The sequence below is a fragment of the Hydrogenophaga laconesensis genome, from assembly GCF_031457235.1.
GTDB lineage: Bacteria > Pseudomonadota > Gammaproteobacteria > Burkholderiales > Burkholderiaceae_C > Hydrogenophaga > Hydrogenophaga laconesensis.
Window position 1 is genome coordinate 696,526 of the sequence record NZ_JAVDWE010000001.1, and the last position, 25,478, is coordinate 722,003.

Annotated in this window: 22 protein-coding genes; 8 read left to right on the forward strand and 14 right to left on the reverse strand. The window is 68.7% G+C overall.

Annotation, left to right across the window (positions count from 1 at the left end):
* Positions 1-3 precede the first annotated feature (3 nt).
* The 4 genes from ligA to J2X09_RS03385 all read left to right on the forward strand — a co-directional run bounded on the left by ligA (position 4) and on the right by J2X09_RS03385 (position 3,407).
* The gene (gene ligA, locus J2X09_RS03370; RefSeq protein ID WP_059400365.1) at positions 4-453 is read left to right on the forward strand and encodes a protocatechuate 4,5-dioxygenase subunit alpha; all 450 of its coding nucleotides are present in this window, start codon (positions 4-6) and stop codon (positions 451-453) included.
* Position 454: 1 nt separating this feature from the next.
* Positions 455-1,327, forward strand: a complete 873-nt coding sequence (locus J2X09_RS03375; RefSeq protein WP_059400364.1) for a class III extradiol dioxygenase subunit beta — start codon at positions 455-457, stop codon at positions 1,325-1,327.
* Positions 1,328-1,367: 40 nt separating this feature from the next.
* Positions 1,368-2,327: a Gfo/Idh/MocA family oxidoreductase gene (locus J2X09_RS03380; RefSeq protein ID WP_059400363.1), complete on the forward strand. Its 960-nt coding sequence runs from the start codon at positions 1,368-1,370 to the stop codon at positions 2,325-2,327.
* A gap of 78 nt (positions 2,328-2,405) precedes the next feature.
* Positions 2,406-3,407 carry an aldo/keto reductase gene (locus J2X09_RS03385; protein WP_017404468.1) on the forward strand — a complete coding sequence of 334 codons (1,002 nt, stop codon included), beginning with the start codon at positions 2,406-2,408 and terminating at the stop codon, positions 3,405-3,407.
* A 155-nt stretch (positions 3,408-3,562) separates the two neighbouring features.
* On the opposite strand, the gene J2X09_RS03390 is transcribed toward J2X09_RS03385, so the two are convergent.
* The 6 genes from J2X09_RS03390 to J2X09_RS03415 all read right to left on the reverse strand — a co-directional run bounded on the left by J2X09_RS03390 (position 3,563) and on the right by J2X09_RS03415 (position 9,835).
* On the reverse strand, positions 3,563-4,300 hold the full coding sequence (locus tag J2X09_RS03390; RefSeq protein WP_017404467.1) for a maleate cis-trans isomerase family protein: 738 nt from the start codon (positions 4,298-4,300) through the stop codon (positions 3,563-3,565).
* 13 nt (positions 4,301-4,313) lie between these two features.
* The gene (locus J2X09_RS03395) at positions 4,314-5,315 is read right to left on the reverse strand and encodes a Bug family tripartite tricarboxylate transporter substrate binding protein (RefSeq protein WP_017404466.1); all 1,002 of its coding nucleotides are present in this window, start codon (positions 5,313-5,315) and stop codon (positions 4,314-4,316) included.
* A gap of 55 nt (positions 5,316-5,370) precedes the next feature.
* On the reverse strand, positions 5,371-6,162 hold the full coding sequence (locus tag J2X09_RS03400; RefSeq protein WP_017404465.1) for an amidohydrolase family protein: 792 nt from the start codon (positions 6,160-6,162) through the stop codon (positions 5,371-5,373).
* A 119-nt stretch (positions 6,163-6,281) separates the two neighbouring features.
* Positions 6,282-6,806: a cupin domain-containing protein gene (locus J2X09_RS03405; protein WP_017404464.1), complete on the reverse strand. Its 525-nt coding sequence runs from the start codon at positions 6,804-6,806 to the stop codon at positions 6,282-6,284.
* Positions 6,807-6,827: 21 nt separating this feature from the next.
* Positions 6,828-7,805 (reverse strand): Bug family tripartite tricarboxylate transporter substrate binding protein, encoded by a 978-nt coding sequence (locus J2X09_RS03410; RefSeq protein ID WP_059400362.1) that lies wholly within the window; start codon positions 7,803-7,805, stop codon positions 6,828-6,830.
* 908 nt (positions 7,806-8,713) lie between these two features.
* Positions 8,714-9,835 (reverse strand): porin, encoded by a 1,122-nt coding sequence (locus J2X09_RS03415; protein ID WP_026062147.1) that lies wholly within the window; start codon positions 9,833-9,835, stop codon positions 8,714-8,716.
* A 926-nt stretch (positions 9,836-10,761) separates the two neighbouring features.
* Here J2X09_RS03415 and J2X09_RS03420 point away from each other — a divergent pair.
* The 4 genes from J2X09_RS03420 to J2X09_RS03435 all read left to right on the forward strand — a co-directional run bounded on the left by J2X09_RS03420 (position 10,762) and on the right by J2X09_RS03435 (position 16,699).
* A complete protein-coding gene (locus J2X09_RS03420; protein ID WP_026062146.1) occupies positions 10,762-11,754 on the forward strand; it encodes a Bug family tripartite tricarboxylate transporter substrate binding protein in 993 nt (330 codons plus the stop codon).
* 12 nt (positions 11,755-11,766) lie between these two features.
* A complete protein-coding gene (locus tag J2X09_RS03425) occupies positions 11,767-13,575 on the forward strand; it encodes a thiamine pyrophosphate-binding protein (RefSeq protein WP_059400360.1) in 1,809 nt (602 codons plus the stop codon).
* Positions 13,572-15,074 carry an aldehyde dehydrogenase family protein gene (locus J2X09_RS03430; protein ID WP_017404458.1) on the forward strand — a complete coding sequence of 501 codons (1,503 nt, stop codon included), beginning with the start codon at positions 13,572-13,574 and terminating at the stop codon, positions 15,072-15,074. The genes J2X09_RS03425 and J2X09_RS03430 overlap by 4 nt, the downstream gene beginning before the upstream one ends.
* Positions 15,075-15,649: 575 nt before the next feature.
* Positions 15,650-16,699, forward strand: a complete 1,050-nt coding sequence (locus tag J2X09_RS03435) for an alpha/beta fold hydrolase (RefSeq protein WP_199227645.1) — start codon at positions 15,650-15,652, stop codon at positions 16,697-16,699.
* 16 nt (positions 16,700-16,715) lie between these two features.
* Here the strand turns inward: J2X09_RS03435 and J2X09_RS03440 are convergent, their stop codons facing one another.
* From J2X09_RS03440 to J2X09_RS03475, 8 genes are all read right to left on the reverse strand, one after another.
* Positions 16,716-16,871, reverse strand: a complete 156-nt coding sequence (locus J2X09_RS03440; RefSeq protein ID WP_158276426.1) for an aminotransferase class IV — start codon at positions 16,869-16,871, stop codon at positions 16,716-16,718.
* A gap of 171 nt (positions 16,872-17,042) precedes the next feature.
* Positions 17,043-18,326: a citrate/2-methylcitrate synthase gene (locus J2X09_RS03445; RefSeq protein ID WP_017404455.1), complete on the reverse strand. Its 1,284-nt coding sequence runs from the start codon at positions 18,324-18,326 to the stop codon at positions 17,043-17,045.
* A 376-nt stretch (positions 18,327-18,702) separates the two neighbouring features.
* A complete protein-coding gene (locus J2X09_RS03450) occupies positions 18,703-19,206 on the reverse strand; it encodes a MarR family winged helix-turn-helix transcriptional regulator (RefSeq protein ID WP_204731832.1) in 504 nt (167 codons plus the stop codon).
* A gap of 675 nt (positions 19,207-19,881) precedes the next feature.
* Complete coding sequence (locus tag J2X09_RS03455; protein WP_059400358.1) at positions 19,882-21,051, reverse strand: alpha-hydroxy acid oxidase; 1,170 nt, start codon at positions 21,049-21,051, stop codon at positions 19,882-19,884.
* A 9-nt stretch (positions 21,052-21,060) separates the two neighbouring features.
* Positions 21,061-22,023, reverse strand: a complete 963-nt coding sequence (locus tag J2X09_RS03460; protein ID WP_017404439.1) for a tripartite tricarboxylate transporter substrate binding protein — start codon at positions 22,021-22,023, stop codon at positions 21,061-21,063.
* 191 nt (positions 22,024-22,214) lie between these two features.
* On the reverse strand, positions 22,215-23,135 hold the full coding sequence (locus J2X09_RS03465) for a LysR family transcriptional regulator (protein WP_017404440.1): 921 nt from the start codon (positions 23,133-23,135) through the stop codon (positions 22,215-22,217).
* A 185-nt stretch (positions 23,136-23,320) separates the two neighbouring features.
* On the reverse strand, positions 23,321-24,499 hold the full coding sequence (locus J2X09_RS03470; RefSeq protein WP_026062141.1) for a Gfo/Idh/MocA family protein: 1,179 nt from the start codon (positions 24,497-24,499) through the stop codon (positions 23,321-23,323).
* Entirely contained in the window at positions 24,496-25,473 is a 978-nt protein-coding gene (locus J2X09_RS03475; RefSeq protein WP_017404442.1) for a PDR/VanB family oxidoreductase, read from the reverse strand. The genes J2X09_RS03470 and J2X09_RS03475 overlap by 4 nt, the downstream gene beginning before the upstream one ends.
* Positions 25,474-25,478 lie beyond the last annotated feature (5 nt).

Here is a 25,478-nt window from a genome sequence, read left to right on the forward strand (position 1 = left end):
GCCATGTCCCTCGACAAACCCTACCTCGACGTGCCCGGCACCATCATCTTCGATGCCGAGCAGTCCCGCAAAGGCTACTGGCTCAACCAGTTCTGCATGTCGCTGATGAAGGCAGAGAACCGCGAGCGCTTCAAGGCCGACGAGCGCGCCTACCTCGACGAATGGGCCATGACCGAGGAACAGAAGCAGGCCGTGCTGGCCCGCGACCTCAACTGGTGCATGCGCACGGGCGGCAACATCTACTTCCTGGCCAAGATCGGCGCCACCGACGGCAAGAGCTTCCAGCAGATGGCCGGCAGCATGACCGGCATGACCGAGGAGGAATACCGCAACATGATGGTCGGTGGCGGCCGCTCCCCGGAGGGCAACCGTTTTCTCGGCGAGGACGGCGACGCCCAGCCGCAACACCAACCCCAAGGCAAGGCCGGCCATAAAACCACGGGCAGCAACTGACATGGCCAAGATCACCGCATCCGTCTACACCTCCCACGTGCCCGCCATCGGCGCCGCCATCGATCTGGGCAAGACCCAGGAACCGTACTGGCAGCCGCTGTTCGCGGGCTACGACTTCTCCAAGGAATGGGAAAAGGCCCAGAAGCCCGACGTGGTGTTCCTGGTCTTCAACGACCACGCCACCGCGTTCAGCCTGGACATGATCCCGACCTTCGCCATCGGTACGGCCGCCGAGTACCAGCCCGCCGACGAAGGCTGGGGCCCGCGCCCTGTGCCCGCCGTCCACGGCCATCCGGCGCTGGCGGCGCACATCGCGCAGTCCGTCATCCAGGACGACTTCGACCTCACCATCGTCAACAAGATGGACGTGGACCACGGCCTCACCGTGCCGCTGTCGCTGATGTTCGGTCAGCCCCCCCAGTCCGACTATCGCTGGCCCTGCAAGGTCATCCCGTTCGCCGTCAACGTGGTGCAGTACCCCGTGCCCTCGGGCAACCGCTGCTTCCAGCTGGGCAAGGCGATCCGCAAGGCCATCGAGTCGTTCGACGAAGACCTCAACGTGCAGATCTGGGGCACGGGCGGCATGAGCCACCAGCTGCAGGGCCCGCGCGCCGGCCTCATCAACAAGGACTGGGACAACCGGTTCCTGGACCGCCTCATCGCCGAGCCCGCCGAGCTGGCCAAGGTGCCGCACATCGAATACGTGCGCGAGGCCGGCAGCGAAGGCATCGAGCTGGTGATGTGGCTCATCGCCCGCGGCGCCATGGCCGACGTCGCTGGCGGACCTGCGCCCAAGGTGGTGTACCGCTTCTTCCATGTGCCCGCCAGCAACACCGCGGTGGGCCACCTGATCCTGGAGAATCAGCCCGCCTGAGGCTGGCTGATTTCGAATCAACCCGTAAAGGACCCCCACCATGACCATCAAAGTAGCCCTGGCCGGCGCCGGCGCCTTCGGCATCAAGCACCTGGACGGCATCAAGAACATCGACGGTGTCGAAGTCGTCTCCCTCGTCAGCCGCGACCTGGCCAAGACCCGGGAAGTGGCCGACAAGTATGGCATCCAGCACGTGACCACCAAGCTCGAAGACAGCCTGGCCATCAAGGAAGTGGACGCGGTGATCCTCTGCACCCCCACGCAGATGCATGCCAGCCAGTCCATCGCCTGCCTGGAAGCCGGCAAGCACGTGCAGGTCGAGATCCCGCTGTGCGACGTGCTGGCCGACGGCGAGAAGGTCGCCGCCCTGCAGAAGCAGACCGGCCTCGTCGCCATGTGCGGCCACACCCGCCGCTTCAACCCCAGCCACCAGTACGTGCACAAGAAGATCAAGGCGGGCGAGTTCAATATCCAGCAGATGGATGTGCAGACGTTCTTCTTCCGCCGCACCAACATGAACGCGCTGGGCCAGCCGCGCAGCTGGACCGACCACCTGCTGTGGCACCACGCCGCCCACACCGTGGACCTGTTCGCCTACCAGGCCGGCAGCCCGATCGTGAAGGCCAACGCGATCCAGGGCCCGATTCACAAGGAGCTGGGCATCGCGATGGACATGAGCATCCAGCTGCAGGCAGCCAACGGCGCCATCTGCACGCTCAGCCTCTCGTTCAACAACGACGGCCCGCTGGGCACCTTCTTCCGCTACATCGGCGACACCGCCACCTACATCGCGCGCTACGACGACCTGGTGCAGTCGCACAGCAAGGGCCCCGAGACGCCGGTGGACGTGAGCCAGGTCGACGTGAGCATGAACGGCATCGAGCTGCAGGACCGCGAGTTCTTCGCCGCGATCAAGGAAGGCCGGGAGCCCAATGCCAGCGTGGCACAGGTCCTGCCGTGCTACCAGGTGCTGAACGGCCTGGAACGGCAACTCAACTGAGTCCGCGCCATTTGGCACTGTATCGTTTCCACTGCCTGCACGGCAAGCGCCGCGGGCGTTCTTCCTGGGAGAAGCGCAATGCAGACACGCACCCTCGGCCCATTCGAAGTCAGCGCCATCGGTCTGGGCTGCATGAACCTCTCGCACGCCTACGGCGCGCCCGTCTCCGCCGACACGGGTGAGCGCGTGCTGCTGGCGGCGCTGGATGCCGGCGTGACGCTGTTCGACACGGCGGCGCTGTACGGCTTCGGTGCCAACGAGGAGTTGGTGGGCCGCGTCCTCCGGCCCCATCGCCAGCGCATCACCCTGTGCAGCAAGGGCGGCATGGCCGGCGTGAAGGGCGAGGACGGCGTGACGCGCCGCGTGATCGACGGCCGCCCCGCCACGCTGCGCAGCAACTGCGAGGACAGCCTGCGCCGCCTGGGCACCGACGTGATCGACCTGTACTACCTGCACCGCTGGGACAAGCAGGTGCCCATCGAGGACTCGGTGGGCGAGCTGTCGCGGCTGGTCGCGGCAGGCAAGGTGCGGGCCATCGGCCTGTCGGAGGTCTCCGCCGCCACATTGCACCGCGCGCACGCCGTGCACCCCGTCGCCGCCGTGCAGACCGAGTACTCGCTGTGGACGCGCAACCCGGAGATCGCGGTGCTCGACGCGTGCCGCGAGCTGGGCGCGGCCTTCGTTGCCTTCAGTCCCCTGGCGCGCGGCTTCCTCTGCGGCGAACTCGTGGACGTGGGTGCGCTCCACGAGAAGGACATCCGCCGCGCCATGCCGCGCTTCGCGCCCGAGGCCTACGCGGCCAACCTGAAGCTGCTGGACGGCTACCGCAGGATCGCGCGGGACGCGGGCTGCACCCCGGCACAGCTGGCCCTGGCCTGGCTGCTGCACCAGGGCGGCCACATCGTCCCCATTCCCGGCACCACGAGCGTGGAACACCTGCTGGACGACCTGGGCGCCGCCAACATGCGGCTGCACGCCGCGGTGATCGAGCGGCTGAACGTTCTGATCAACGAACTTACCGTGGTCGGCCAGCGCTACAGCGCGCAGAGCGCGAACGAGGTCGACACCGAAGCCTTCTGAACCGCGAAGGCCCCTGGCGTCCGCGAGCCCGCCTTCGCGGTGTTGCGGGCGCCCTGCTGCCGGTTCCACACGGTGCGAGGGCAGGAATGCCCAGGCGCGAGGTTGTGAGGTTCACCCCGCCCTCCTCCGGCGGTCGGGCCGCGCCCCGGACCGCGTCAGGGTGCTCCGGCGCGGGCCAGCAGGCGGCCGTAGCCTGGAACCCCCGGCAGCGCGCCAAGCTTGCGCATGCAGTACCAGGCCACCGCCGTGTTGCTCGTGACGACGGGCCGTCCCAGGGAACGCTCCAGGGCCTCGATGGTCTCGGCCGTCCGCACGGTGGTGCAACTGAGGACGTATGCGTCCGCCCGCGCATGGGCATGGCGCGTGGCGAACGCATGCCACGCCTGCGGCGCGATGGCCATCATCTCGCGGCCGGTGCGGCAATCCAGGCCGGCGTTGCCGAGGATCTCGAATCCATGCTCGGCGAAGTAAGCCGCCTCCCGGTCATTGACGGCCGCCGTGTACGGGGAGAGCAGCACCACGCGCCGCGCGGGCAGGGCCTGCAGCGCCGCCACCAGGGCCTGCGACGTGGCCACGCAGGGCAGCCCAGTCGCGGACTGGATGCGCGCGAGAATCGACGCCTCCAGCTCGGTGCTGTAGGTCGACACGGCGGTGCAATGGAACACCACGATGTCGACGCCCGCGTCCGCGAGCAGCTCGGCCGCCGGCTCGACATCCCGGGCCATGCCCAGCAGGCTCGCCTCCGAACTGTCCACGAGCTTCAGCCGCGTGACCGCGATGGCGATGTCGGCGGGAAGCATCGCGCGCAGTTGCGGCTCGGCGGCCTGGTTCACGGAGGGCAGCAGCACGCCGATGCGCCCGCCCGATCCGTAGTCGAGTGCTGGGGCGGTCATGCCGATGCGCCCTTCAGTTCAGCTTGAGCCCGAGCTCCTTGATCAGGGGCGCGTACTTGGCGGTCTCCCGCCGGATGGTCTCGTCCATCTCCTCGGGCGTGGTGCCCGCCGTCTCCAGACCGAACACCATGAGCTGGTCCCTGACTTCCTTGCGCTGCACGACCTCCACAACGTCCTTGTGGATCTTGTCGATGATCGCCCGCGGCGTGCCGGCGGGCGCGGACAGTGCATTCCACATCAACAGTTCGTAGCCCTTGAGCCCGGCCTCCGCCAGCGTCGGCACGTCGGGCAAGGCCGCGGAGCGGACCGGACCCGTCGTGGCCAGTGCACGGATCTTCCCGGACTGGATGTGCGGGACATTGGCGGCGATGCCGTCGAAGCTGACCTCGACGTCCCCCGAGAGCATTCCTTTGACGACCTCCGAGGCGCCGCGGTACGGCACCTGGACCAGCTTGATCCCGCTCTGCCGCGTGAACATCTCGCCTGCGAGCTGTGTGGACGTGGTGCTGGAGCCGTAGTTGATGCTGCCGGGCTGGGCCCGGGCGGCAGCCACCAGGTCGGCCACCGCCCTGAAGGGTGTCCGGTCGGTTGCGGTGAGCACCAGGGACTGGCGGGCGACGATCGAGATGGACGCGAAGTCCTTGATCGGATCGTAGGGCAGCCGCGAATACAGCGCCGGGTTCAGCGTGTAGGTCGAATCCAGGGGCATGAACAAGGTGTAGCCGTCGGGCGCGGCCCGGGCGGCCTCCTGCGCCGCGATCAGCGTGTTGGCCCCGCCCTTGTTGTCGACGACGACGGGCTGGCGCCACTTTTCGGACAGGCGTTGCGCGATCGCTCGGCCCAGCACGTCGGCGGGCCCACCGGCCGGGAAGGGCACGATCAGACGCACCGGCCTGGCGGGGAAGCTGGCCGCGGCCTGCGCCTGCGCAGCGGCGGGGAGGACCGGTAGCAGCAGCATCGGGACGAGCAGCGTGGCGCGCTGCGCCGCGCGGCGCAGCAGATGGAACATGGGCATGGGTGTCTCCTCTTTCTTTTGATCGCAGGGGGTCGGCGGCGCCGGGGCGGGCCGCTCAGAACCCGTACAACTGCTCGGGGTTGCGCACCAGGATCTGGTGGCGCTGTGCTCCGTCGGGCACCCAGGTCAGCATCTGGTCCAGCAGGTCCGTGGTGTTGGGCATCTCGCCCTTGAACGAGACGTGCGGCCAGTCGCTGGCCCATACCAGGCGGTCCGGCCGGGCGGCCAGCAGCGCCTGGACGTAGGGCACCATGTCCTCGTAGGGCGGAGGCAGCGCCGACATCCGGTAGCCGCAGGACAGCTTGACCCAGCACCGCCCCGTGTTCACCAGCCTCAGCAGCGCCTGGAAGCCAGGCTGCCCCACGCCGTCTCCCGGCCTGAGCGAGCCCATGTGGTCGATCACGACGTCGGTGGGCAGTTCGCGCAGGGTGGGCTCCATCTCGGCCAGCGGAGCTCGGCCCTGGTCATCCATGACGTGGAGCTGCACATGCCAACCCAGGCGGGCGATGCGCGCCGCCAGCGCGGGCATCTCGGCCAGCGGGACGGCACCTGCATGGCCGATGTTGTAGCGCACTCCCCGCACGCCGGCTTCGTGCAGGCGGTCCAGTTCGGCATCCTGCACCTCGGCCCGCAGCGCGACGATGACGCGCGCCGGCCGGCCCAGCTCGGCCACCGCCTCCAGGTGCCGCCGGTTGTCGGTGCCATAGCCGCTGGGCTGCACGAGCACCAGGCGCTCGACGCCCAGGGTGTCGTGCAGCGCGCGCAGCCGCGCCGGCAAGGCGTCGGGCACATCGAAGGCGCGCGTCGCGGCCACGGGATAGCGGTCGGCGGGGCCATAGACATGCACATGGCAATCCGCGGTCCCCGGCGGGCAGATCAGCCTGGGCTTGCGGGGAGCGGGATCGGGAGGCTGGCACAGCGGAATCTCCGCGGAAGCTCGCGCGCTCGTTGCAGGCGACGGGCCGCTCATTCGAAGATCCGATCCTCGTGCAGCACCACGGGCACTTCCTTGTTCTTCTCGGAATAGCCATCGAAGGGCTTGCCCTCCAGGTCGATGCGCGCGAGCACGTCGCTGTCGGGGTCGATGTGCGCGCCGATGCGCAGCATGACGAGTTCCTCGCGGTCTTCCTTGGCGTGGAACCAGTAGAAGGTGCCGGCCGGCAGCAGCACGCAATCGTTCCTGCCTGCCTCGCGCGTCTCGCCATTCGGCCCGTGGAACACCGCGCCGCCCTGCAGGATGACGAACACGTGGTCCTCGTTGGAATGCGCGTGGATCTCGTTCTCGCCACCGCTCGCGTAGGTCTTGAGCACCACGTTCATGTAGCGCGACGCGCCGAGGACCTGGTTGGTGCGGCCCTGCTTCGGCAACTGGGTCCGGATGTGGAAGAAGCTGGGCTGGCCCGGCTTGTTCAGGCGCGCCATCTCCGCGCGCCACTCCGCGGCGCTGTTGACGATCGGGGCGAAGCTGTGGCTGGGGCTGTTCGTGGTCATGGTGAATCTCCTTCGTGAATGTCAATCGATCCTGATGCCGGCTTCCGCGATGACGGGACGCCACCTCGCGGCCTCCGAGGCGATGAAGCTGCGCAGCGCCTGCGGCGAGCTGGCGTCGGCCAGCAGCCCGGCGCCCAGGAGCTTCTCCTGCACGTCCTTGGACGCGAGGGCTTGCGTCAGCGCGCGGTTGAGCTCGTCCACCACCGCAGCGGGCGTGCCCTTGGGCGCCAGCAACGCCATCCACACGTCGATGTCGGGCAGCTTGATCCCCACATCGGCCATCGATGGCACGTTGGGCAGCGTGGGGATGGGCTTGGCGCTCAGGCGCGCGAGCGGCCGCAGCGTGCCCTTCTCGAAATGGGGCATGGCGGTCGTGATGCCGTCGATGGTGAACGTGACGTCCTTGGTCAGCAGGCTCTGGGTCGTGCCCGCGCTGCCCTTGTAGGGCACCGAGACCACCTCCTTGCCCAGCGTGCGCTTGAGCAGCTCGCCGGAGAGCTGGGACGTGAAGGTGCCGAAGCCATAGCTCATTGCGGCGGCGCCGGCCTTGGACTGCGCGAGCAGCGCCTGCATGGACTGGGGTCCGGCCTGGTGGGTCATGACCACCAGGGGCGTGGTGGCCACCTTGCCGATCGGCTCGAAATCCTGGACGGGATCGTAGGGCAGCTTGGCGTAGAGGTACTGGTTCATCACCAGCGTGTTGTCGATGGCCATCAGCAGCGTGTAGCCGTCCGGCGCCGCCTTCGCGACGGCATCGGCGCCAATGATGGTGTTGGCGCCCGGCTTGTTGTCCACCACGATCGGCTGGCGCATCAACTCGCCCATACGCTGCCCGACGACGCGGGCCAGCAGGTCGGTGGGACCGCCGGCGGGGAACGGTACGATCATCCGGATCGGCCGGCTGGGATAGTCACGGGAAGCTGGTGCTTGTGCGTGCACCGGAATGGCGGCGCAAATGAGCGACACGGCGAGGGCCGCGGCGACCTGGAAGGTTTTCATGGGGTGTCTCCTGGGCGGTTGTCGATATCCGCGATTCGTTGTCGCGGACGATTTGTTGACCGCTGTCAATTCTGGGGGGCCGGTGCGTGCCCGGCAACGCAGGCTGGCCTATTCGCTGTATCGAAGAAATGAATTCGCCATGCTCCGCGCCTTTCGGAGGTCTCCGCCGTCGTCGGCGGTGGCCGGCCACAAAGGGACGCGTCGCCCTCCAGGGGCATGGGCCAGGCGTTCACGCCACGCGGCGCGCGGGCGACGACCGCCAGCATGGTCACCGCTGGGTGCAGGCACGGTTGCACGAAGCGCAGTTCGTGCTCGACATCAACGCGGACCGGTTCGGCGCTCCGGAGATCCTGGTCCTGCCCTTGCCCGCCGCGCTTGCCTGGCAGCGGGCGAGCGCATCCGCATCGCTGAGCACTAGGCCGAAGCGCAACGTGCAGTCCTGCGCGAGAAGGCGCCCGCCGTCGCTCAAAGCCCGGGCGGCGCGGCCGAACGGCACGCGCCAGCGCATCCGACGGTCCCGGGGATCGGCGGTCCGGGAGAGTCCATGTTCAGTGACTGCACGGACGACGCGACGGGCCCTCGGCCGCGGCGCGCGCTCACCAGGCCACCGCGCGAGCCGATCAAGGCGGCGCCGCCGCTCCGGGGCGCAGCTCCAAGCAGGCTCCTTGTGCCGCCCCCAATGCGCGCCACCTTGGCCACCGCCTCGGGCGCGGGACGGTCGGCCCGACCTCGCGCGGGAGACGATGCCCTTGCCCACCTTCTCGGCGCTTTCCCCGGGCAGGCGCCCGTGCACAAAAAAAGGCGCCGGGTTGCCCCGGCACCAAACCTTGGAGATAACAATGCGGGGATCCCGGCGCCCAGCCACCGCGGCCCATCGCGGGGCCGCAGCGGCGTGCCGCCGGTCGCCATCAAAAGTTGTGACGGACCCCCATGTAGATGTTGCGGGAGCTGCCGCTGGACGAGCCGACCAGCATGGCCGGGGCCTGGGCAGTGCCGGTGCCCAGCACGTACTGCGACCCGTTCTTGTTGCTGATCTGTCCCACGCCGAAGTACAGGCGCGTCCTCTTGGACAGGTCGTAGTCGCCGCCAAGCGAGATCCAGTTCGCGTCCCGGTTGCCCGTCAACGCCGTGTAGTCGGACCGGTCGTTGACGCGGGTGAACTGGGCAACGGCCGTGAACTGTCCGAACGGCACGCGCACGCCGAGGTTGGTCAGCCGGAATTCGCTCGTCGAAGCACCGGGCATGCGGGCGATTGCCCCGGTGCAGGTCGCGCAGGAGTTCTTCTCCACCGTCATGCCCAGGAAGAACTTGGCGAAGCGGGCGTCGTAGGAGCCGCCAACCACCATCGCCGAGACCTTGCCCGCAGCATCGTCCGGCCCCTCCTGCCGCTGGAAGCCCGCATTGAGGTCGAAGCCCCCGGCCTGGTAGCGCGCGGATGCGCCGTACCCGCGTCCGATCGTCGTCGAGTTCTCGCCGAAGGAGTACTGGCCGCGGAACTCGATGCCGCCCCAGCGCGGGGACACGTAGTTGACCGCGTTGTCCTGCCGCGCCGACACCCCCATCGGCAGCACCTGGCGCTGCGTGGTGGGGCTGACGTTTCTGGTGAGCGCGAGCAGCCCGCCGGCGCCTTCCCAGACGAAGGCGTCCACACTGCTCTGGACCATGTAGTACGGAGTGGGAATACGGCCCATCTGCAGCGTGCCGAACCGCGCATCGCTCAGGCCGACCGACGCCTCGCGCCCGAACGCGCGACCGCCTTGGCCGAGCGTGCCGTCGTCGAGGTTGATGCCCATCTCGAGGCGGAAGACGGCGGCAAGCCCTCCTCCCAAGTCCTCCACGCCGCGAAAACCCAGGTTGCTCCCCGCACTTCCGCCCGATACCAGCCGATTGACACTCGAGCCCCCCGATCTCGGCGAGTCCATCCCGGCATCCACCCGCCCATACATGGTCACGCTGCTCTGGGCATTGGCTGCGCCGCAAACGCACAGCAGCGCGGCGCATGCAACCGCATGCTTGGCCATTCCGTTCATAGTTGTCTCCTTCGTTGAACTTGGGGCTTGGCCCCGATTCCTCTTCTTCACATTGCGCCTGGCGTCTCATGGGAAAGCTCCACGCGCAGCCCGCCAAAGACCACATCGTTCGATGACTCGCGGGTTCATCGTGGTTCCTCCGGCTCGTTCAGTATAGATAGACGCCTAATCTTTTTGATAGTCGCCTAATCAAATTTTCCGGATTCAGAACGCCCGGCTGTGGCGGGCGTGCGACGCTTTCACGCCTGACCCGTTGGTGGCCGCGAAACACTGGCAGAGACCATCCCGCACGGCATCGGAACCAACCCGGATTGATTGGATGATCAATGCCTCGCGCCGGACTCCGCAGCATCCCGTCGGGTTCGAATCCCGTTGTCGCCGCAAGGAGCAATGGACGAACGAAGACGGTGCAACGTCGATTCACAACCGATGGGGTGCCTGGCCAGCGAGCCAGTCGCGCGCCGGCCTCTGCCCGCCGTTCACGGGCACGCGGGCACGTCCGCCAGCGGCGTTCTTCCAAGTTCCACGCGCTGCTTATCGGGCCATCGCCGGCCCGCTGCACCGGTGCGCGAGACCGTGGTCACCGTGCAGCGGCACACGGACATGCGGACCGGTTGTCAGGACAGTGCGGCGTCTTCACCAATGCCCGCGAGGCACGATGGAAGCCGAGCGCATTGGCCATGCGGGCGCACAGCGCACCTCCGGGCGCGAGAGCCCTGCGCACCCTGGAGGACAGGATGGCCACCGGGCGGCGCCGGTTGAACCATCGATCAACCTCGGGATGAACCCTAGCTCGCCACGCGGGCTGCCACGCCGCGTTGCTTCTTCATAGGTTGACCGCGCATTCAAGCTTGATGCACATCAACCTTGTTCCTAGGATCGGGATCTTCTTAGGGCACGTGTAGTTGCCTGCAACCGGAGACACCATGAAGAATCCATCAAGCCCCACTCGGCGCTCGCTGCTCGCGGCCGCCGCCATGATCGCCGCAGGCTTCGGCCACTCGGCCATCGCACAAGAGAACTATCCCACCAAGCCGGTCACCCTCATCGTGCCCTTCACTCCCGGCGGGAGCAACGACGTCATCGCCCGCGTGATCGGCCAGCGGCTCAGCCAGATCTGGAACCAGCCGGTCATCGTGGACAACAAGGCAGGCGCGGCCGGAAGCATCGGGACCGACCACGTGGCCAAGGCCCCTGCGGACGGCTACAAGCTGCTGATCACCAACAACAACACCATGTCCATCAATCCGGTGCTGTTGCCGAAGACGCCGTACGCCGTCGCGCGCGATTTCGCCCAGGTCACGCAACTCGGCGCGGTGCCGGTCGTGCTGGTAGCGAACTCGAACGTGAAGGCCACGACCGTGAAGGAACTCGTGGCGCTCGCGAAGGCCACTCCGGGCAAGCTCACTTATGCCTCGTCGGGCTCCGGCAGCCCGCAGCATCTGTCCGCGGAGCTCTTCAAGGCGATGACGGGCACCGACATCACCCACGTCCCCTACAAGGGCGCGGCGCCGGCCATCACCGACATGCTGGCCGGGCAGGTCGATCTGCAGTTCGGTGCCATCAACTCGCTGCTGCCGCACATCCGCACCGGGAAGCTGCGCGCGCTCGCCGTGGGTGGCACCCGGCGCGCCAGCCTGCTGGCCGATGTCCCGACCATGGCCGAGGCCGGCCTGCCCCAGTACGACAGCGAGATCTGGCTCGGCCTGGCGGCCCCCGCGGGGACCCCTGCGGCGGTCATCAAGCGGATCAACGCCGATGTCACCAAGATCCTGAACGAGCCCGAGGTGAAGGAGAAGCTCGCCGAGCAGGGTATCGAGACGCGGCCGAGCACGCCGCAGGAGATGACCAAGCTCGTCGAGAAGGACACCGCGCGGTGGGCGAGCGTCATCAAGAGCGCGGGCATCAAGGCCGATTGAGCGGAGCACCCATTGAATTCGAAGCAAGCCATTCCTTTGCGCCGCGACATTCCCGCAGCGGGCGCCGGCGCCGGCAGCCTGTGGGCCAGCGACGCCATCGCGGAGATGATCCGCGCGCTCGACATCCCCTATGTCCTCCTGAACCCCGGGTCGAGCTTCCGCGGTCTGCACGACAGCCTGGTGAACCACCTCGGCAACATCGACCCGCAGATGCTGGTCGTGCTCCATGAGGAGCATGCCGTCGCGATCGCCCATGGCTACGCGAAGGTCGCCGGAAAGCCGCTGGCGGCGATCGTTCACAGCAACGTGGGCCTGATGCACGCGTCCATGGCGATCTTCAACGCCTGGGTGGACCGCGTGCCCGTGTTGGTCCTGGGCGCGACGGGCCCGGTCGATGCGGCCAAGCGGCGCCCCTGGATCGACTGGATGCACACCGCGCAGGACCAGGGCGCGCTGGTGCGCGACTTCAGCAAGTGGGACGCGCAGCCGGCTTCCGTCGCCGCGTCGTACGAGGCGCTGCTGCGGGCCAAGCAGATCGCGCTGACCGCACCCGCCGGCCCCACCTACGTGTGCTTCGATGTCTCGCTGCAGGAGACGCGCATCGATGCGATCCCGGCGCTGCCGGACGTCAGCCGCTACCAGGTTCCCTCCCCCGCCGTGCCGGGCAGCGATGAGCTGGCCAGAGCCGCAGCGCTGCTGTCCTCCGCGGCCCGCCCGGTCATTCTGATGGGGCGGGTCTCCAGGTCTAGCGAGGGCTGGCGCCAGCGCATCGAGCTGGCCGAGAAGCTGAATGCGCAGGTCCTTACGGACCTGCGCGCCGGCGCATCGTTCCCCACCGACCATCCGCTGCACGCGGCCGTGCCGGGCGTCTTCCTGACCCCGGACGCGGCCGCCACGCTGCGCGCCGCCGACGTCGTGCTGAGCCTGGACTGGTACGACCTGAACGGCACGCTGCAGCAGGCGTGGCGCAACGAGAGCGTCGGCGCCAAGGTGATCCAGGTCTCGCTCGACCACTACAGCCACCGGGGCTGGAGCATGGACCACCAGGGCCTGCCGCCGGTGGACGTGTTCATGCCGGTGGAGCCGGACGTCGCCGTGCCCCTTCTCTGCGCTGCCTGCACCGAGCGCCCTTCGGCCCTCCAGGCCCCGAAGAGCCCGATGGCCATGCCCCCGGTTCCGCAAGACGGGACGATCAGCATCGCGATGGTCGCCGACGCCCTGCGCCGGGCCGCGGGCACGCAGCCCATCACCCTGATCCGTGTGCCACTGGGCTGGAGCGGCGAGATGGGCCACTTCCGCGATCCGCTGGACTACCTGGGCATGGACGGCGGCGCCGGCATCGGCTCCGGGCCGGGCATGGCCGTCGGCGCCGCGCTGGCGCTGCGTGGAACCGACCGACTGCCCGTGCTGATGACCGGCGACGGCGACTACCTGATGGGCATGACAGCACTGTGGACCGCCGCCAATGCTGGCGTTCCCCTGCTTACCATCGTCTGCAACAACCGGTCGTTCTTCAACGACGAGCTGCACCAGGAGCGGGTGGCCCGCGATCGCGACCGCCCGGTGCAGAACCGGTGGATCGGGCAGCGCATCGGAGATCCGGACCCCGATCTGGCCGCGCTCGCGCGCGGGCTCGGGCTGCAGGGCCTCGGACCGACGGACAGCCCGTCGGAGCTCGACGAGGTCCTGGCCCGCGCCGTCGCTGCGGTGCGCGATGGAGCGACCGTCGTCGTCGACGTGCACGTCACGCCGGGCTACAGCGCCGCGATGGCCTCCGGCATGACCCGCTCCCATGAGGACCAGGAAGGAGGCCAGCCATGACAGCGGCCCCCATCGTCCTGCCGGACAGCGGCGACCTGAGCCCCTACGTCCAGCGAGTCCTGCCCCGGTCGAGCGGGCTGTTCTGGGACGGCCGCTGGCATGAAGGAGCGGACCAGGCGATCGCGACCTTCAACCCGTCCACGGGCGAGCGTCTGGCCGACGTGACCTCGGCGGGTTCGGCGGAGGTCGACGCCGCGGTCGCCTCGGCGAAGGCCGCCTTCCCGGCCTGGGCCGAGACCCCGCCCCTGCAGCGCGCGGCGCTGCTGCGGGAGGCCGCGCGCCGCGTGCGGCTGCATTCGCGGGAACTGGCGCTGCTGGACGCCGCCAACTGCGGCAATCCCGTGCGCGCCATGCAGATGGACGCGGAGATCGCGGCCACCCAGCTGGACTATTTCGCGGGGCTGGTGCTCGAGATCAAGGGCGAGACCATCCCGACCGCGAACGGCGCGCTGAACTACACGCTCAGGGAGCCGCTCGGCCCCGTCGCACGGATCTTCCCGTTCAACCACCCGTTCATGTTCGCGGCAGGCAAGATCGCCGCGCCGCTCGCGGCGGGCAACACGGTCATCCTCAAGCCGCCGGAACAGGCGCCGCTGTCGACCATCCGGCTGATGGAGATCCTGGACGGCCTGTTCCCCCCGGGGGTGCTGAACTGCATCGCTGGCGGACGCGAGACGGGTGCCGCGCTGTCCGCGCACCCGGATGTGGCCGCCGTCGCGCTTATCGGAAGCGTCGGCGCCGGCAAGGCCGTGCTGCGGTCCGCCGCGGACACGATGAAGCGCACCTTGCTGGAGCTGGGCGGCAAGAACGCGATGGTCATCTATCCCGACGCGGACCTGCGCAGCGCGGTGGAGGGGGCCGTGCGCGGCATGAACTTCACGTGGTGCGGGCAGTCGTGCGGCTCCACGAGCCGCCTGTACGTGCACCGCTCCCTGCACGATGAATTCATGCAGCGCATGGCCGAGGAACTGGCGCGCAAACACCGGCCCGGCATCGCGACCCACCTGGACACGACGATGGGCGCACTGGCGAGCCGCGCCCAGTACGACCGCGCGCTGCACTACATCCAGGCCGGCATCGACGAGGGCGCCGTGCTCCTGACCGGCGGCCACGCGGCGCGCGATGCGCAGCTGAAGGACGGCCTGTTCATCGAGCCGACCATCTTCACGGGCGTGCGGCCCGACATGCGGATCGCGCGCGAGGAGATCTTCGGCCCCGTGCTCTCGGTGTTTTCCTGGGACGACGAGGACCGGATGCTGGTCGAGGTCAATGGCACGGAGCTCGGACTGACGGCCTCGGTGTGGACCACGAGCCTGAACACCGGCCTGCGCGCCGCCAAGCGGATCCAGTCGGGCTACGTGTGGGTCAACGAGTGTTCGGTGCACATCCCTGGCGCGCCGTTCGGCGGCTACAAGCAGTCCGGCGTCGGCAGGGAGGAGTCCAAGGAGGAACTGCTGGAGTTCACGCAGCTCAAGAACGTCAACGTGAAGCTCGGCTAGAGACCATGGTTGCTCGATAGGTTGCCAAGAGGCTCGTCGTCGGCATCGTGGATTGCGCGCTTTCGTGTACCGGGCAAGATGCGACGCGCTCTCCAGCCACGATCCGTATGAACACAGGTCTTCCTTCGCCTGTCGAGCGACCACCCTGTCCAGCGCCCGGCCCGCCGGAATGCTAAAGGGGCCCGCGCCATGCGGAACGCTGGTTCCGCCGCGCCCATCCACCGTACGGCCTGCCCCCAAGCGCAACTCGCATATCGCCTCGGGAAATCTCTCCTGCGAGTAGCCGGCCAGGTCGCTCCTCGAGCCCATCGACATCTGCGGCATGACGACGCAACACAGCTCCTCGAGGTCTGGGGCCAGGGCGTCGCTCCGCCCACGTTCAGTGAGGAGGTGCAGGTGCTGTCGCGGCGGCTGGACAGCGCACAACAGGGTTCGCCCCAGCTTTCATATTGTTAGTCGATTAACAATAATGGTCGGCATGGCCTGGCCGCGCTGGGCCGTCCTCGCCAGACGCTCCGGCGACCGTCCTGCACTGCCAGAGTCGATGCCAATGCCACAGAGAACCAGGAGACAAGATGCACAACACGCCCCCCGCCTCCCGCCGGAGGTTCTTCCGCACCAGTGCTGGCATGGGTGCCGTCCTAGCCGCGGCCACCAGCACCGGCGCCTCCGGCGCCAGCACGCCCCCCCACGCCGCCGTGCGGGTGCGCAGCGGCTTTGTGGCCGGTCCTTCGACCTACTACGAGGTTCTGGAGCCGGTCGCGAAGACCCGCAAGCCGCCCATGGTGCTGATCCACGGCGGGGCGCACACCGGCTCCTGCTACATGGCGACCGCCGATGGCCGCCCGGGCTGGGCGCCCTTCTTCGCAGCCCAGGGCTACCAGGTGGTGGTCCCTGACTGGGCAGGCACCGGTCGCAGCGGCTACATCCCCTACGACGACCTGTCGGGCGAGACGGTCGTGAAGGGCCTTGGCAAGGTGCTGGCCACGCTGGACCGCCCGGCGATCGTCATGACGCATTCGATGTCGGGCCCCTTCGGCTGGAAGCTGCTCGAACTCTTCGGCGACCGCATCGTCTCCCTGGTGGCAATCGCACCTGGCGGGCCGGCCAACGTCAGCGCGCCGACCGAGTTCCTGTCCAGCACGTCGGACGACGTGGAAGTCCGCTTGGCACCCGGCGCTCCGGTGCTCAAGCTCAGCCGCAAGCTGCCCTTCGTTGCCGAACCGGGCTGGGCCACGAAGAAGCTGGTCGGCAGCAGCACGCGCTTCCCGCGCGAGCACCTGGACAGCTACCTGGCCAGCCTGACCGTCATTCCGCCCCGCCTGCTGCTAGAGCGGGTGAACTATGAGAACAGCGCGCCCCGTGTGACCGACCCCTCGGGCTACAAGGGCAAGCGCGTGGCCCTGATCATGGGCACCAACGACGCGGACCACACGGCCGCCATCGACAAGCCCATCGTCGACTGGCTGAACGACATCGGGGCGCGCGCGGAATTCATTCCGCTGGGCGACCGGGGCATCCAGGGCAACGGCCACATGATGATGATGGAGAGCAACAGCGACCAGTTGGCAGCCGGTATTGCCGCCTGGCTGCAGACCGGCAAATTCAGCGCCTCGGCGTCCTAGTACCTCCGGGCAGTGCTCAGGCCAACTCCGCCGTGATCCAGCGGCGCAGGCTGTTGGAGTAGGCCAGGTCGGTGACGCGCGGCAGGTCTTCCACCCGCACCATGCCCTCTTCCAACCACCACCGCGCGGACGCACCGCTTAGCAGGCGGCAGCGCAAATGCGGAGTGGCCATCGCCGTCATCGGGGCTGCCCCTCGCAAAGAGGGAGACGCACGAGTTCGCAGCGGCAGGCCGGTTGCCGCGGGCCCGCAATGCCCGGCGTCCAGTCCGCTCCTCCAGAGGATCGCCTCTCGGCTCCGAGCGACACAGGGCGGCGCTAGCGACGCGCACGGGCCCTGCCACGCTCATGGGCGGGGGACGTAACGGGCGCGCGGCCGCCAGAGGCCGGTCACGCCGCGCTGCTCCTGCACATGCGCAGCCCAGCCGGCCATGCGCGCCACCAGGAAGAAGACCGCTGCCGACCAGACGGGAAGCCGGAGCGCCCGCACCAGGCAGACGACGGCGAACTCATGCCTTGGATGGTCCGCGAGATTCTCCTTCGCCCAACCGACGAAGTCGGCGACCTGTCGCATGTTGAAGGAGTCGTCAGCCAGTTCGGTGGCGATGGCGAGCAGGTGCTTCGCGCGCGGGTCGCCGCCCAGGTAGAGCGGATGCGTGAAGCCGGGGATCCGCTGCGCCCGCTGGTGCAGGCGCAGGGCCTTGTCGCGCAGCGCCGTCGCGGACGGCCTTGCGGTGAGGAACCGGTCCACGACCGCATAGTGCCCGGCGATCTCGGTCCCGGCGCTTGCGCAGATGCCCACGGCAATGCAGTCGAAAAGGTTCGCGCCTCCCGAGGCAGCCGCCCGGACGGCCAGGGTGCCCGGCGGCAGTTCGTGGTCCGCGAGGAGCACGAGCAGCGCGTTCACCGCGCGGATCCGCGCTGGCGTGGTTTCGCATCCGAAGGACCGGATCAGCGTCGAAGCGATCGATTCGGAGCGCTCCGGCAGCGTCAGCGCGCGGGCCGGGCCGACGCATCCCAGCGCTTGCGCCACGGCACAGATCAGCAAGCGCGCCTCTTGCACGACGCCCGCGTCCAGACCCCCACCGCCCGACATCCTGCGGCTGCGCTCCAACTGGAGAGCCAGCATCGCGAGCGATCCGTACACGCGGTGAGGATCGGTACCGTGCAGTATCCGCAAACCGGCCTCGCGGGCCAGTGCCTGGTCGCGCGGAGGGATTCTCCAGGCGCCGGCCCTCGCGACATCGAGAGGAGCGCCCCAGAGCAATTCGCAGACCCGCTCGAACGGAACGCCTTGCCGCGCGAGGTCGCAGGCCAAGTAGCCCCGGTAGGCTGGACCCGCCTCGGTGATTTCCGTGATACCGCTGCTGACGATGGGCGGCCCATGGTCCATCGCACCGGCTGCCGCCGCGGCATGGCCTGCACGGGCGGCCGCGCGCGCCATGACCCGTTCGATGTCCGAGCGGCTGTACAGGTGCGCCTTCGTTCCGGGCTGGGGCACGCTGCGGATGGCCCCCCTGCTCACATAGGCGTAGAGCGTCTGCGGGCGGACGCCCAGAAGGGCAAGACTGGCTTTCGCATCCAGGAAATCCGGCTGCCGGCACGACGTGGGATCGGGGCATGTGCTCATGTGGGCTCCGCGCGATTCCAGCGTTCGACGGCACGTAAATCCCGAAACCGCGCTATGTCTCCGTAGGTCTAATCATTAGGTCTCTAATTATCTCACAGGCTGCCAGGCAGAAGACGGCGGCACTGGCCCGGCGGGTTCCGGCGTGCGTTCCATGGGGCATCCATGCCACTCGCCTGTGGCGCGCGGGGTCCACTGGGTGGCATCGTCGACTCGTCGACCCACATCGAGACCGATGCGGCGCGGCTGGCCGCTCGGGCGCACTGCGCCGCGGCGGGACCGATGCATTTGAGGGATTGGGGAGAGCGTGGCACTGCCGCGAGGCGCGGTGCGCTTCCATGGCGCGCCGCACCCAGGGCGCGGCCATCGGCAGCGCGGGCTACGGTCTTGCGGATGACTGAGCGGCGCCTGTCCGCTTCGGATCATCCTGAATGCACTCGTCGCTCGCCAGGTTGTCGATGATCTTCAGCAGCGAGCGCCGCACGATGCTGATGTGGGCATCCGTCAGGGATCTGATGGCGAGCGCGTTGACCTCCTCGGCCAAGGGCACGAGCTTCGCCTTGAGGCGCTTGCCCGCCGGCGTCAGGAAAACGTAGATGCTCTTGCGGTTGTCGGGACGCTGCTTTCGCAGGACGTACCCGAGCTCCTCCATGGCCTTCAGGGCGATCGCCGTGGTGGGCGCCATCACACCGGCCTCCGCGCTCAGTTCTGCCTGGGTGAGCCCATCCTTCTCCCAGAGAATCCGCAGGAAGGTCCAATGGCCGAGTTGGACGTCGTGGCGCGCAAGACGGGTCTGCAGCGATCGAAGAAAGGAGCGCGTCGCGTCCTTCACCAGATGCGCTAAACGGTCGTCGGGAACGTCCTCATGCCAGTGCTGCAGCATACGGCTCGCTACCTCCGCCGACTCTTTCCCTGCCTTTTTTGCCAATTTTCATTCCTCAATGCATCCCAACGGACGCTCTGCCCGGCCGACCCCCTGCAAGACAGCGGCGATCGGCGTACATGAACGAGCCGACGGACACGAAGAAGCGGGAGGAGGTTGAAAAGGTGCTGCCCAGGCCAAGCGGACCGCACAAATATAGCACCGTACATTCTGCTGTTCTCAGTAGGCGGCATGCTGATCCAGATCACAAAACCATGCGGTTGCACGGGCAATGCCGGGACGATGCCCAACGCCTTCGTTCTGGCAGGCCATAGACTTTTCGCCCCGCGTCGCACGCTTGGCACCAGGCTACGCGCGCACTTCGGCGCGTCAACCTTCAGCGAGCGGCTTCCCGTCCGCTCGAGACAGCGGCGGCCGATTGGCTTCAGCGCCCCGCTCCGCGGCTGCGCCGCCCGGGATGCGCGTGCGGGAGTTGCGCACCTCTTGACCAGACCACGGTGCCTGCGACACGCGGCCCGCAGCTTGCGCCTGCGGGTATCGCGAACTGCCGGTCCCGGCGGCATCACCGCCCCCGCCGAGGAGGTCTATGCCGCCCCTGCCAAGGGGCCTGTGCCGCCGATGCTGCTTCGGTCCTTCTCCGGCGCCGGCCGGGAAACTGCAGTTTTTCCCGCCGCGTCATGCCGGCTGCAGGCCAACGTGCTGGTGCCCCAGCGCGTCCACCGAGTCCACCCCCAACAAGCCCATGACGCGGTCCGTCTCCTGCAGGAGGATCTCGAGCGCGCGACTTGCGCCGGCCTCCCCCGCCGCAGCCACGCCGTACAGGGGCGCCCGGCCCAGCAGCACGCCGCGCGCGCCAAGGGCGAGGGCCTTGACGATGTCGGAGCCCCGCCGAAAGCCGCTGTCGACCAGGACGGGCATGCCCCCGGCAGCGGCGGCGACCGAGGGCAGCATGTCCAGCGTGGCGGGCAAGCCGTCAAGGCTGCGCCCGCCATGGTTGGACACCACGACGGCGTCCGCCCCATGGGAGGCGGCCAGGCGCGTGTCGTCCGCGGTGAGGATGCCCTTGACCACCAAGGGGCCCGCCCACTGCGAGCGAAGCCAGGCGACATCCTCCCAGCTGTAGAACGGATTGCGCTGCGCGCGGGTATAGGCGGCCAGCGCGTACGCGTCGGAGCCCGGTGGCAGGAACTCAGCCAGGTTCTCGAAGCGCGGCATGCCGCGGGCGAACCATGTGGAAACGACCCATCGCGGATGGGTCGCCGCGTCCCAGACGATGCGCGGAGAGAAATGCAGTGCATGGGCGAATCGGTTCCGCACATCCCGCTCACGGTTGCCCGGGATCAGCGAATCGACCGTGACCATGAGCGCGCAGTAGCCGGCCGTGTGTGCGCGCGCCAGCAGCCTGGTCGCGACCTCGCGTCCGCCCCACGGATAGAGCTGGAAGAACTTGGGTCCAGCCGATGCCCTGGCCACGGCCTCGATGTCGTTGTTCGAGCCGGCGGACAGCGAGAACGCCACGCCCGCCGCTGCGGCCGCGCGCGCCAGCATGAGGTCCGCGTCCGGCACGTAGATGCCGTTGAGGCCCGTCGGCCCGATCATGAAGGGCGCCGCGAGCCGCTGCCCGAACAGCGTGATGGACAGGTCGCGCGAGCCCTTGCCCGTGACCATCCGCGGCAGGAGGTGATAGCGGTCGAAGGCGGCGCGGTTGCGCCGCAGCGTCACTTCGTCCTCCGCGCCGCCTTCCAGGTAGTCCCAGATCACCTGCGGCAGCCGCCTCTTGGCCAGCCGGCGGAGATCCTCGATGTTGACGACCGACGGAGGCTGCAGTTTGCGGTGTGAATGCATGCGCCTCGCCTACTCCGCGCGGATTCCCGCCGCCTGGATGATCGGCCGCCAGCGCGCGATCTCGCTGGTGATCAGGTCCATGAACATCTGCGGCGGCCCGGGCGTGACGTCGACGCCCTGCGATTGCAGGCTCGCGCGCGTGGAAGGGTCGGCCAGGGCCTTGTTCAGCGCCGCGGTCAGCTTGGCGACGACCGTGTCGGGCGTGCCCGCCGGCGCCATGATCCCGTACCAGGCGCTGGCTTCCACGCCGGGCAGCCCGGCCTCGCCGGGGGTCGGCACGTCCGGCAGGGCCGGGGAGCGCTTCTCGCCCATGACGGCCAGCGCCTTCACGCGGCCGGCCTGGATCTGCGGCAACGCCGACACGAGCGGCTCGAAGATCACCTGGATCTGGCCGGCGATGAGGTCCGTGATGGATCCCGCGCTGCCCTTGTAGGGCACATGCGTCATCTGGATGCCCGTGCGCAGCTTGAATAGCTCGCCCGCCAGGTGATGGGCGGAACCCGTGCCGCTCGAGCCGTAGTTCACGGCGGTGGGCTGGGCCTTGGCGCGCTCGACCAGGTCGCGCAGCGACCCCGCCGGGAAGGCCTTGTTCGCAATCGCCACGAGGGGCATCATGCCGATCTGCCCCACCGGCCGGAAATCCTTCACGGGATCAAACGGGAGCTTGTCGTACATGCTCGCCGCATAGGCGTGCGCCGAGGGCGTCACGATCAGCGTGTAGCCGTCGGCCGGAGACTTCGCGACGATGCCGGCCGCGAGCGTGCCGGCGGCCCCGCCCCGGTTCTCGACGATTACGGGCTGCCCCAGCGAATCCCCCATCTGCTGGATGAGCGACCTGGCGATCACGTCCGTGGGGCCGCCGGCCGGCGCGCCCACGAACAGGCGGATCGGCTTCGTGGGGTAGGCGGCGCTCTGCGCCTGGGCGCTCGGCTGCAGCTGCAAGGCCAGGCTCGCGACGACGAGCGACAGCATGCGAAATCTCATGAGGTATCTCCTGAATGGTTCTTGGAAGCGGAAAGGATCCCGGCGCTTGCGCCCGGCCGGGTGCCTCCGGGGCGATCCCGGATGCTCGGTCCAGCGGACTGGCCCGCCGACCTGGGAACAAGCGAAGCGCCGCCCGCGGCACGCGTGGGGAAGGTGGCCGGCTGCATGACGGCACGCTCCTAGTCAAGCACCCGCCTCTGCAGCGTGTCCCGCACCAGTGTCCGCAGCCAGCGGTGCGCCGGATCCTCGTGCTGGCGCCTGTGCCATATCTGGATCACCTCCACGCTGGGCGATGCGAACGGCAGCGGCAGGGCCGCGATGCCTTCCTTGCCCTCGAACGCGCCGGCGAGGTCCATGGGAATGATGGCCGTCAGGCCGGTCTGCGGGATGATGGTCAGCAGGCCGAGGTAGTGGGGAATCGTGGCCACCACGTTGCGGTGGATACCCATCGCGGCCATGGCCTTCTCGATGACCTCCTGGCTGCGGCCTTCCGTTCGCACTGCGATGTGGAGCGCCGACTGGAAGGAAGCGAGGTCCAGCTCGCCGCGCGCGGCGAATTCCTTGTTGCCCGTGATGCACATGAACCCGCTGTTGCGCAGGAGCCGCTGCTGGAAGACGCCGCCGTTCTTAATGTCGGGGAAGTACCCGATCGCGAGATCGACGCCCCCCGATTCCAGCCCCTCCTCCAGCTTCTCCACGATCGGCGAGACCGTCCGCAGCCGCACGCACGGCGCCTGCTTGCGCACGGCATTGATCACCATCGGCAGATAGCAGGTCTCGCCGACATCCGTCATGCAGATCGTGAACAGGCGCGACGAGGTGCGCAGGTCCAGCGCCACCTTGGAGAAGATCTGGCGGCGTGCCAGCTCGAGGGCCTGGCGGATGGGCTCCGCGACTTCCAGCGCCTTTGCCGTCGGCTGCATCTCGTTCTTGACGCGCACGAACATGGGGTCGTCGAACGCCTTGCGCATCTTCGACAGCGCGTGGCTCATCGAGGGCTGGCTCAGCTGCAGCCGCTCGCCGGCCTTGGAGACGCTGCGGGTCTCCATGAGCGCCTCGAAGACGACGAGCAAATTGAGGTCCTCGTGGGACGGTTGCATCTTGGCCTACCCTTTGGCTGGATCGATGGGAATCTCCCCGGTCTGGCGCGGCGCGCCATGAAACCCGGGCCGCCGCGAGGTGCGGGCCGTGGCGCCTGGACCGCCCCCGGCGGCCCGCACGCGCCGGTGCCTTCTCCGGCCACGGCCTGCACGCGGAGCGCCACGGCGCACGCAAGGGCGCCGCCTCAGCGCAGCAGCTCCACGTCCTTGCCCGAGCCCGCCGACTCGAGCAGCGCCAGGCACACCTCCAGCGTGGAGCGCGCCCATTCGCCGTCATGCAGCGGCGCGGTCCCGTTCACCACGGCCTCGTACAGTTCGTCGATGACCTCGAAGCGGGGCACCGCGGGCCGGCCCAGCGGCCGCCGCTCCTTCGTGAGGTCCCCGTACACGCAGACGCTGTCGGGCAACGGACGGATATCGCCGCGCTCGCAGGACACCACGACCGGCCCGAAATGCTGGTGCCACGCCGGCGGCGCGCCCGCGGACGCGGGCACGTAGCCGGGCCCGCCATAGGTGCCGGCCGCCTTCAGGCGCGCCTCCTCCTCCGGCGAACCCACGGTCGCCAGCTTGCGGCGCGCGGCGCCGTACGCCTCGGGCGACTTCTCGGCGCCCATCTCGCCGATCCAGCCGCACCATTCGTCCGAGTCGAAGTGCCCGTAGCCGTTGTAGCTGACGCTGGCGAACGCCCCGCCCTCGAACCACAGCAGGGCCGAATAGGCGCCCTGGGTCGGGCGCCTGGGGTCCCAGTCGCCTGTGATCGCGCGCACCCGGCTGACCCGCGTGCCGGCCAGCAGGCGCACGATGTCGACCTGGTGGGCGGCCTGGCTGAACACCACGCCGCCGCCCTCCTCCGTGCGCAGCTCCTCGGGACGCCGCGGCCGGTAGAGGAAGTCGGTGTAGTTGAGCGCGTGGATCATGCGCACCCGCCCGAACTCACCGCCCAGGGCGATCTCGCGCGCGCGCAGGTACGGCGTGTCGAAGCTGTGGCAGTGGCCGACGATGAGGTGCACGCCGGCGTCCCGGCAGTCCCGGATCATCGCGTTGCAGTCGCCGAGGGACAGCGCCATGGGCTTTTCCACGAGCACGTGCTTGCCGTGCCGGGCGGCGATGCGCGCCTGCTCCGCGTGGAACTGGTGCGGGCTGGCGATGTAGATCGCCTCGACGTCCGGGTTGGACGCCAGGCCCTCGATGTCCGGGTACACCGGCGCATCGAAGTCGCTCGCGAAGCGCTCGCGCGCCGGCTCGCGCGGGTCGCAGGCCGCCACCAGCCGCACGCGCGCGTCGCGCTGGAGCGTGGGCAGCATGAGCGTGAAGGCGCGGCCGAGTCCGGCGACGCCGAGTCGAAGTGGGCGGCCGGCGTTCACAGGTCGATCACCAGTTCGTCGGACTTGGCCCGGGAGACGCAGATCATGATCTGGCTGTCCATCTCCTCGGGCAGCAGCACCATGTCTCGGTGGTCGGCCTCGCCGCTCAGCAGCTTCGTGCGGCAGGTGCCGCAGGTGCCGCTCTCGCACGAGGACGCCGCGTTGCAGCCGTGCTCGTGGAGGACCGACAGGATGGACTTGCCGACGGGCACCTCGAACGCCGCGCCTGAGCTGGCCAGCTTCACCAAGAAGGGCTTGTCGTCGGGCCGCACGCCCCCGCCCTCGTTGAAGCTCTCGAAGTGCACGTTGGCCGGCGACCAGTGGCCCGTCATGTCGCGCACCGCCTCCATCAGCGCGCGCGGGCCGCAGCAGTACACGTGGGCCGTGTTGGGCTTCTCCAGCACCGGCCAGAGGTCGAAGGCGCGCGCGGGGTCCCCGTGGCTGTGGTGGATCCGCACGCGGCTCTTGAGCTCGGGGGCGCCGAGCTCCTCGCGGAAGGCCGCAGTCTCGGGAAAGCGCGTCAGGTAGATGAGCTTCCACGGTGCCGGCGGCAGTTCGCCGAACGAGCGGATCATGGACAGGATCGGGGTGATGCCGATGCCGCCCGCGACGAAGAGGTAGCCCTTGGCGTTCTCGACCAGCGGGAAGGCATTCGAAGGCAGCGACGTGGGCAGCGTATCGCCCTCATGCAGTTCCTCGTGCATGGAGAGCGAGCCGCCCTGCCCCTCCGGATCGCGCTTGACGGCGATGACGTAGCGGTGGCGCTCCGCGGGATCGTTGCACAGCGAATACTTGCGCAGCATGCCATTGGGGGCCTGGACCTTGACGTGCGATCCCGGCGTGAACGGCGGCAGCTCGCTGCCATCGGGCTGTACCAGCTCGAAGCTGCGGATGTCGCGCGCCACGTCGAGGATCCGCGCCACGCGCAACGGCATCTGCGTGTCGGAATGGGTTTGGGGTGTGGTGAGCGTCATGACGC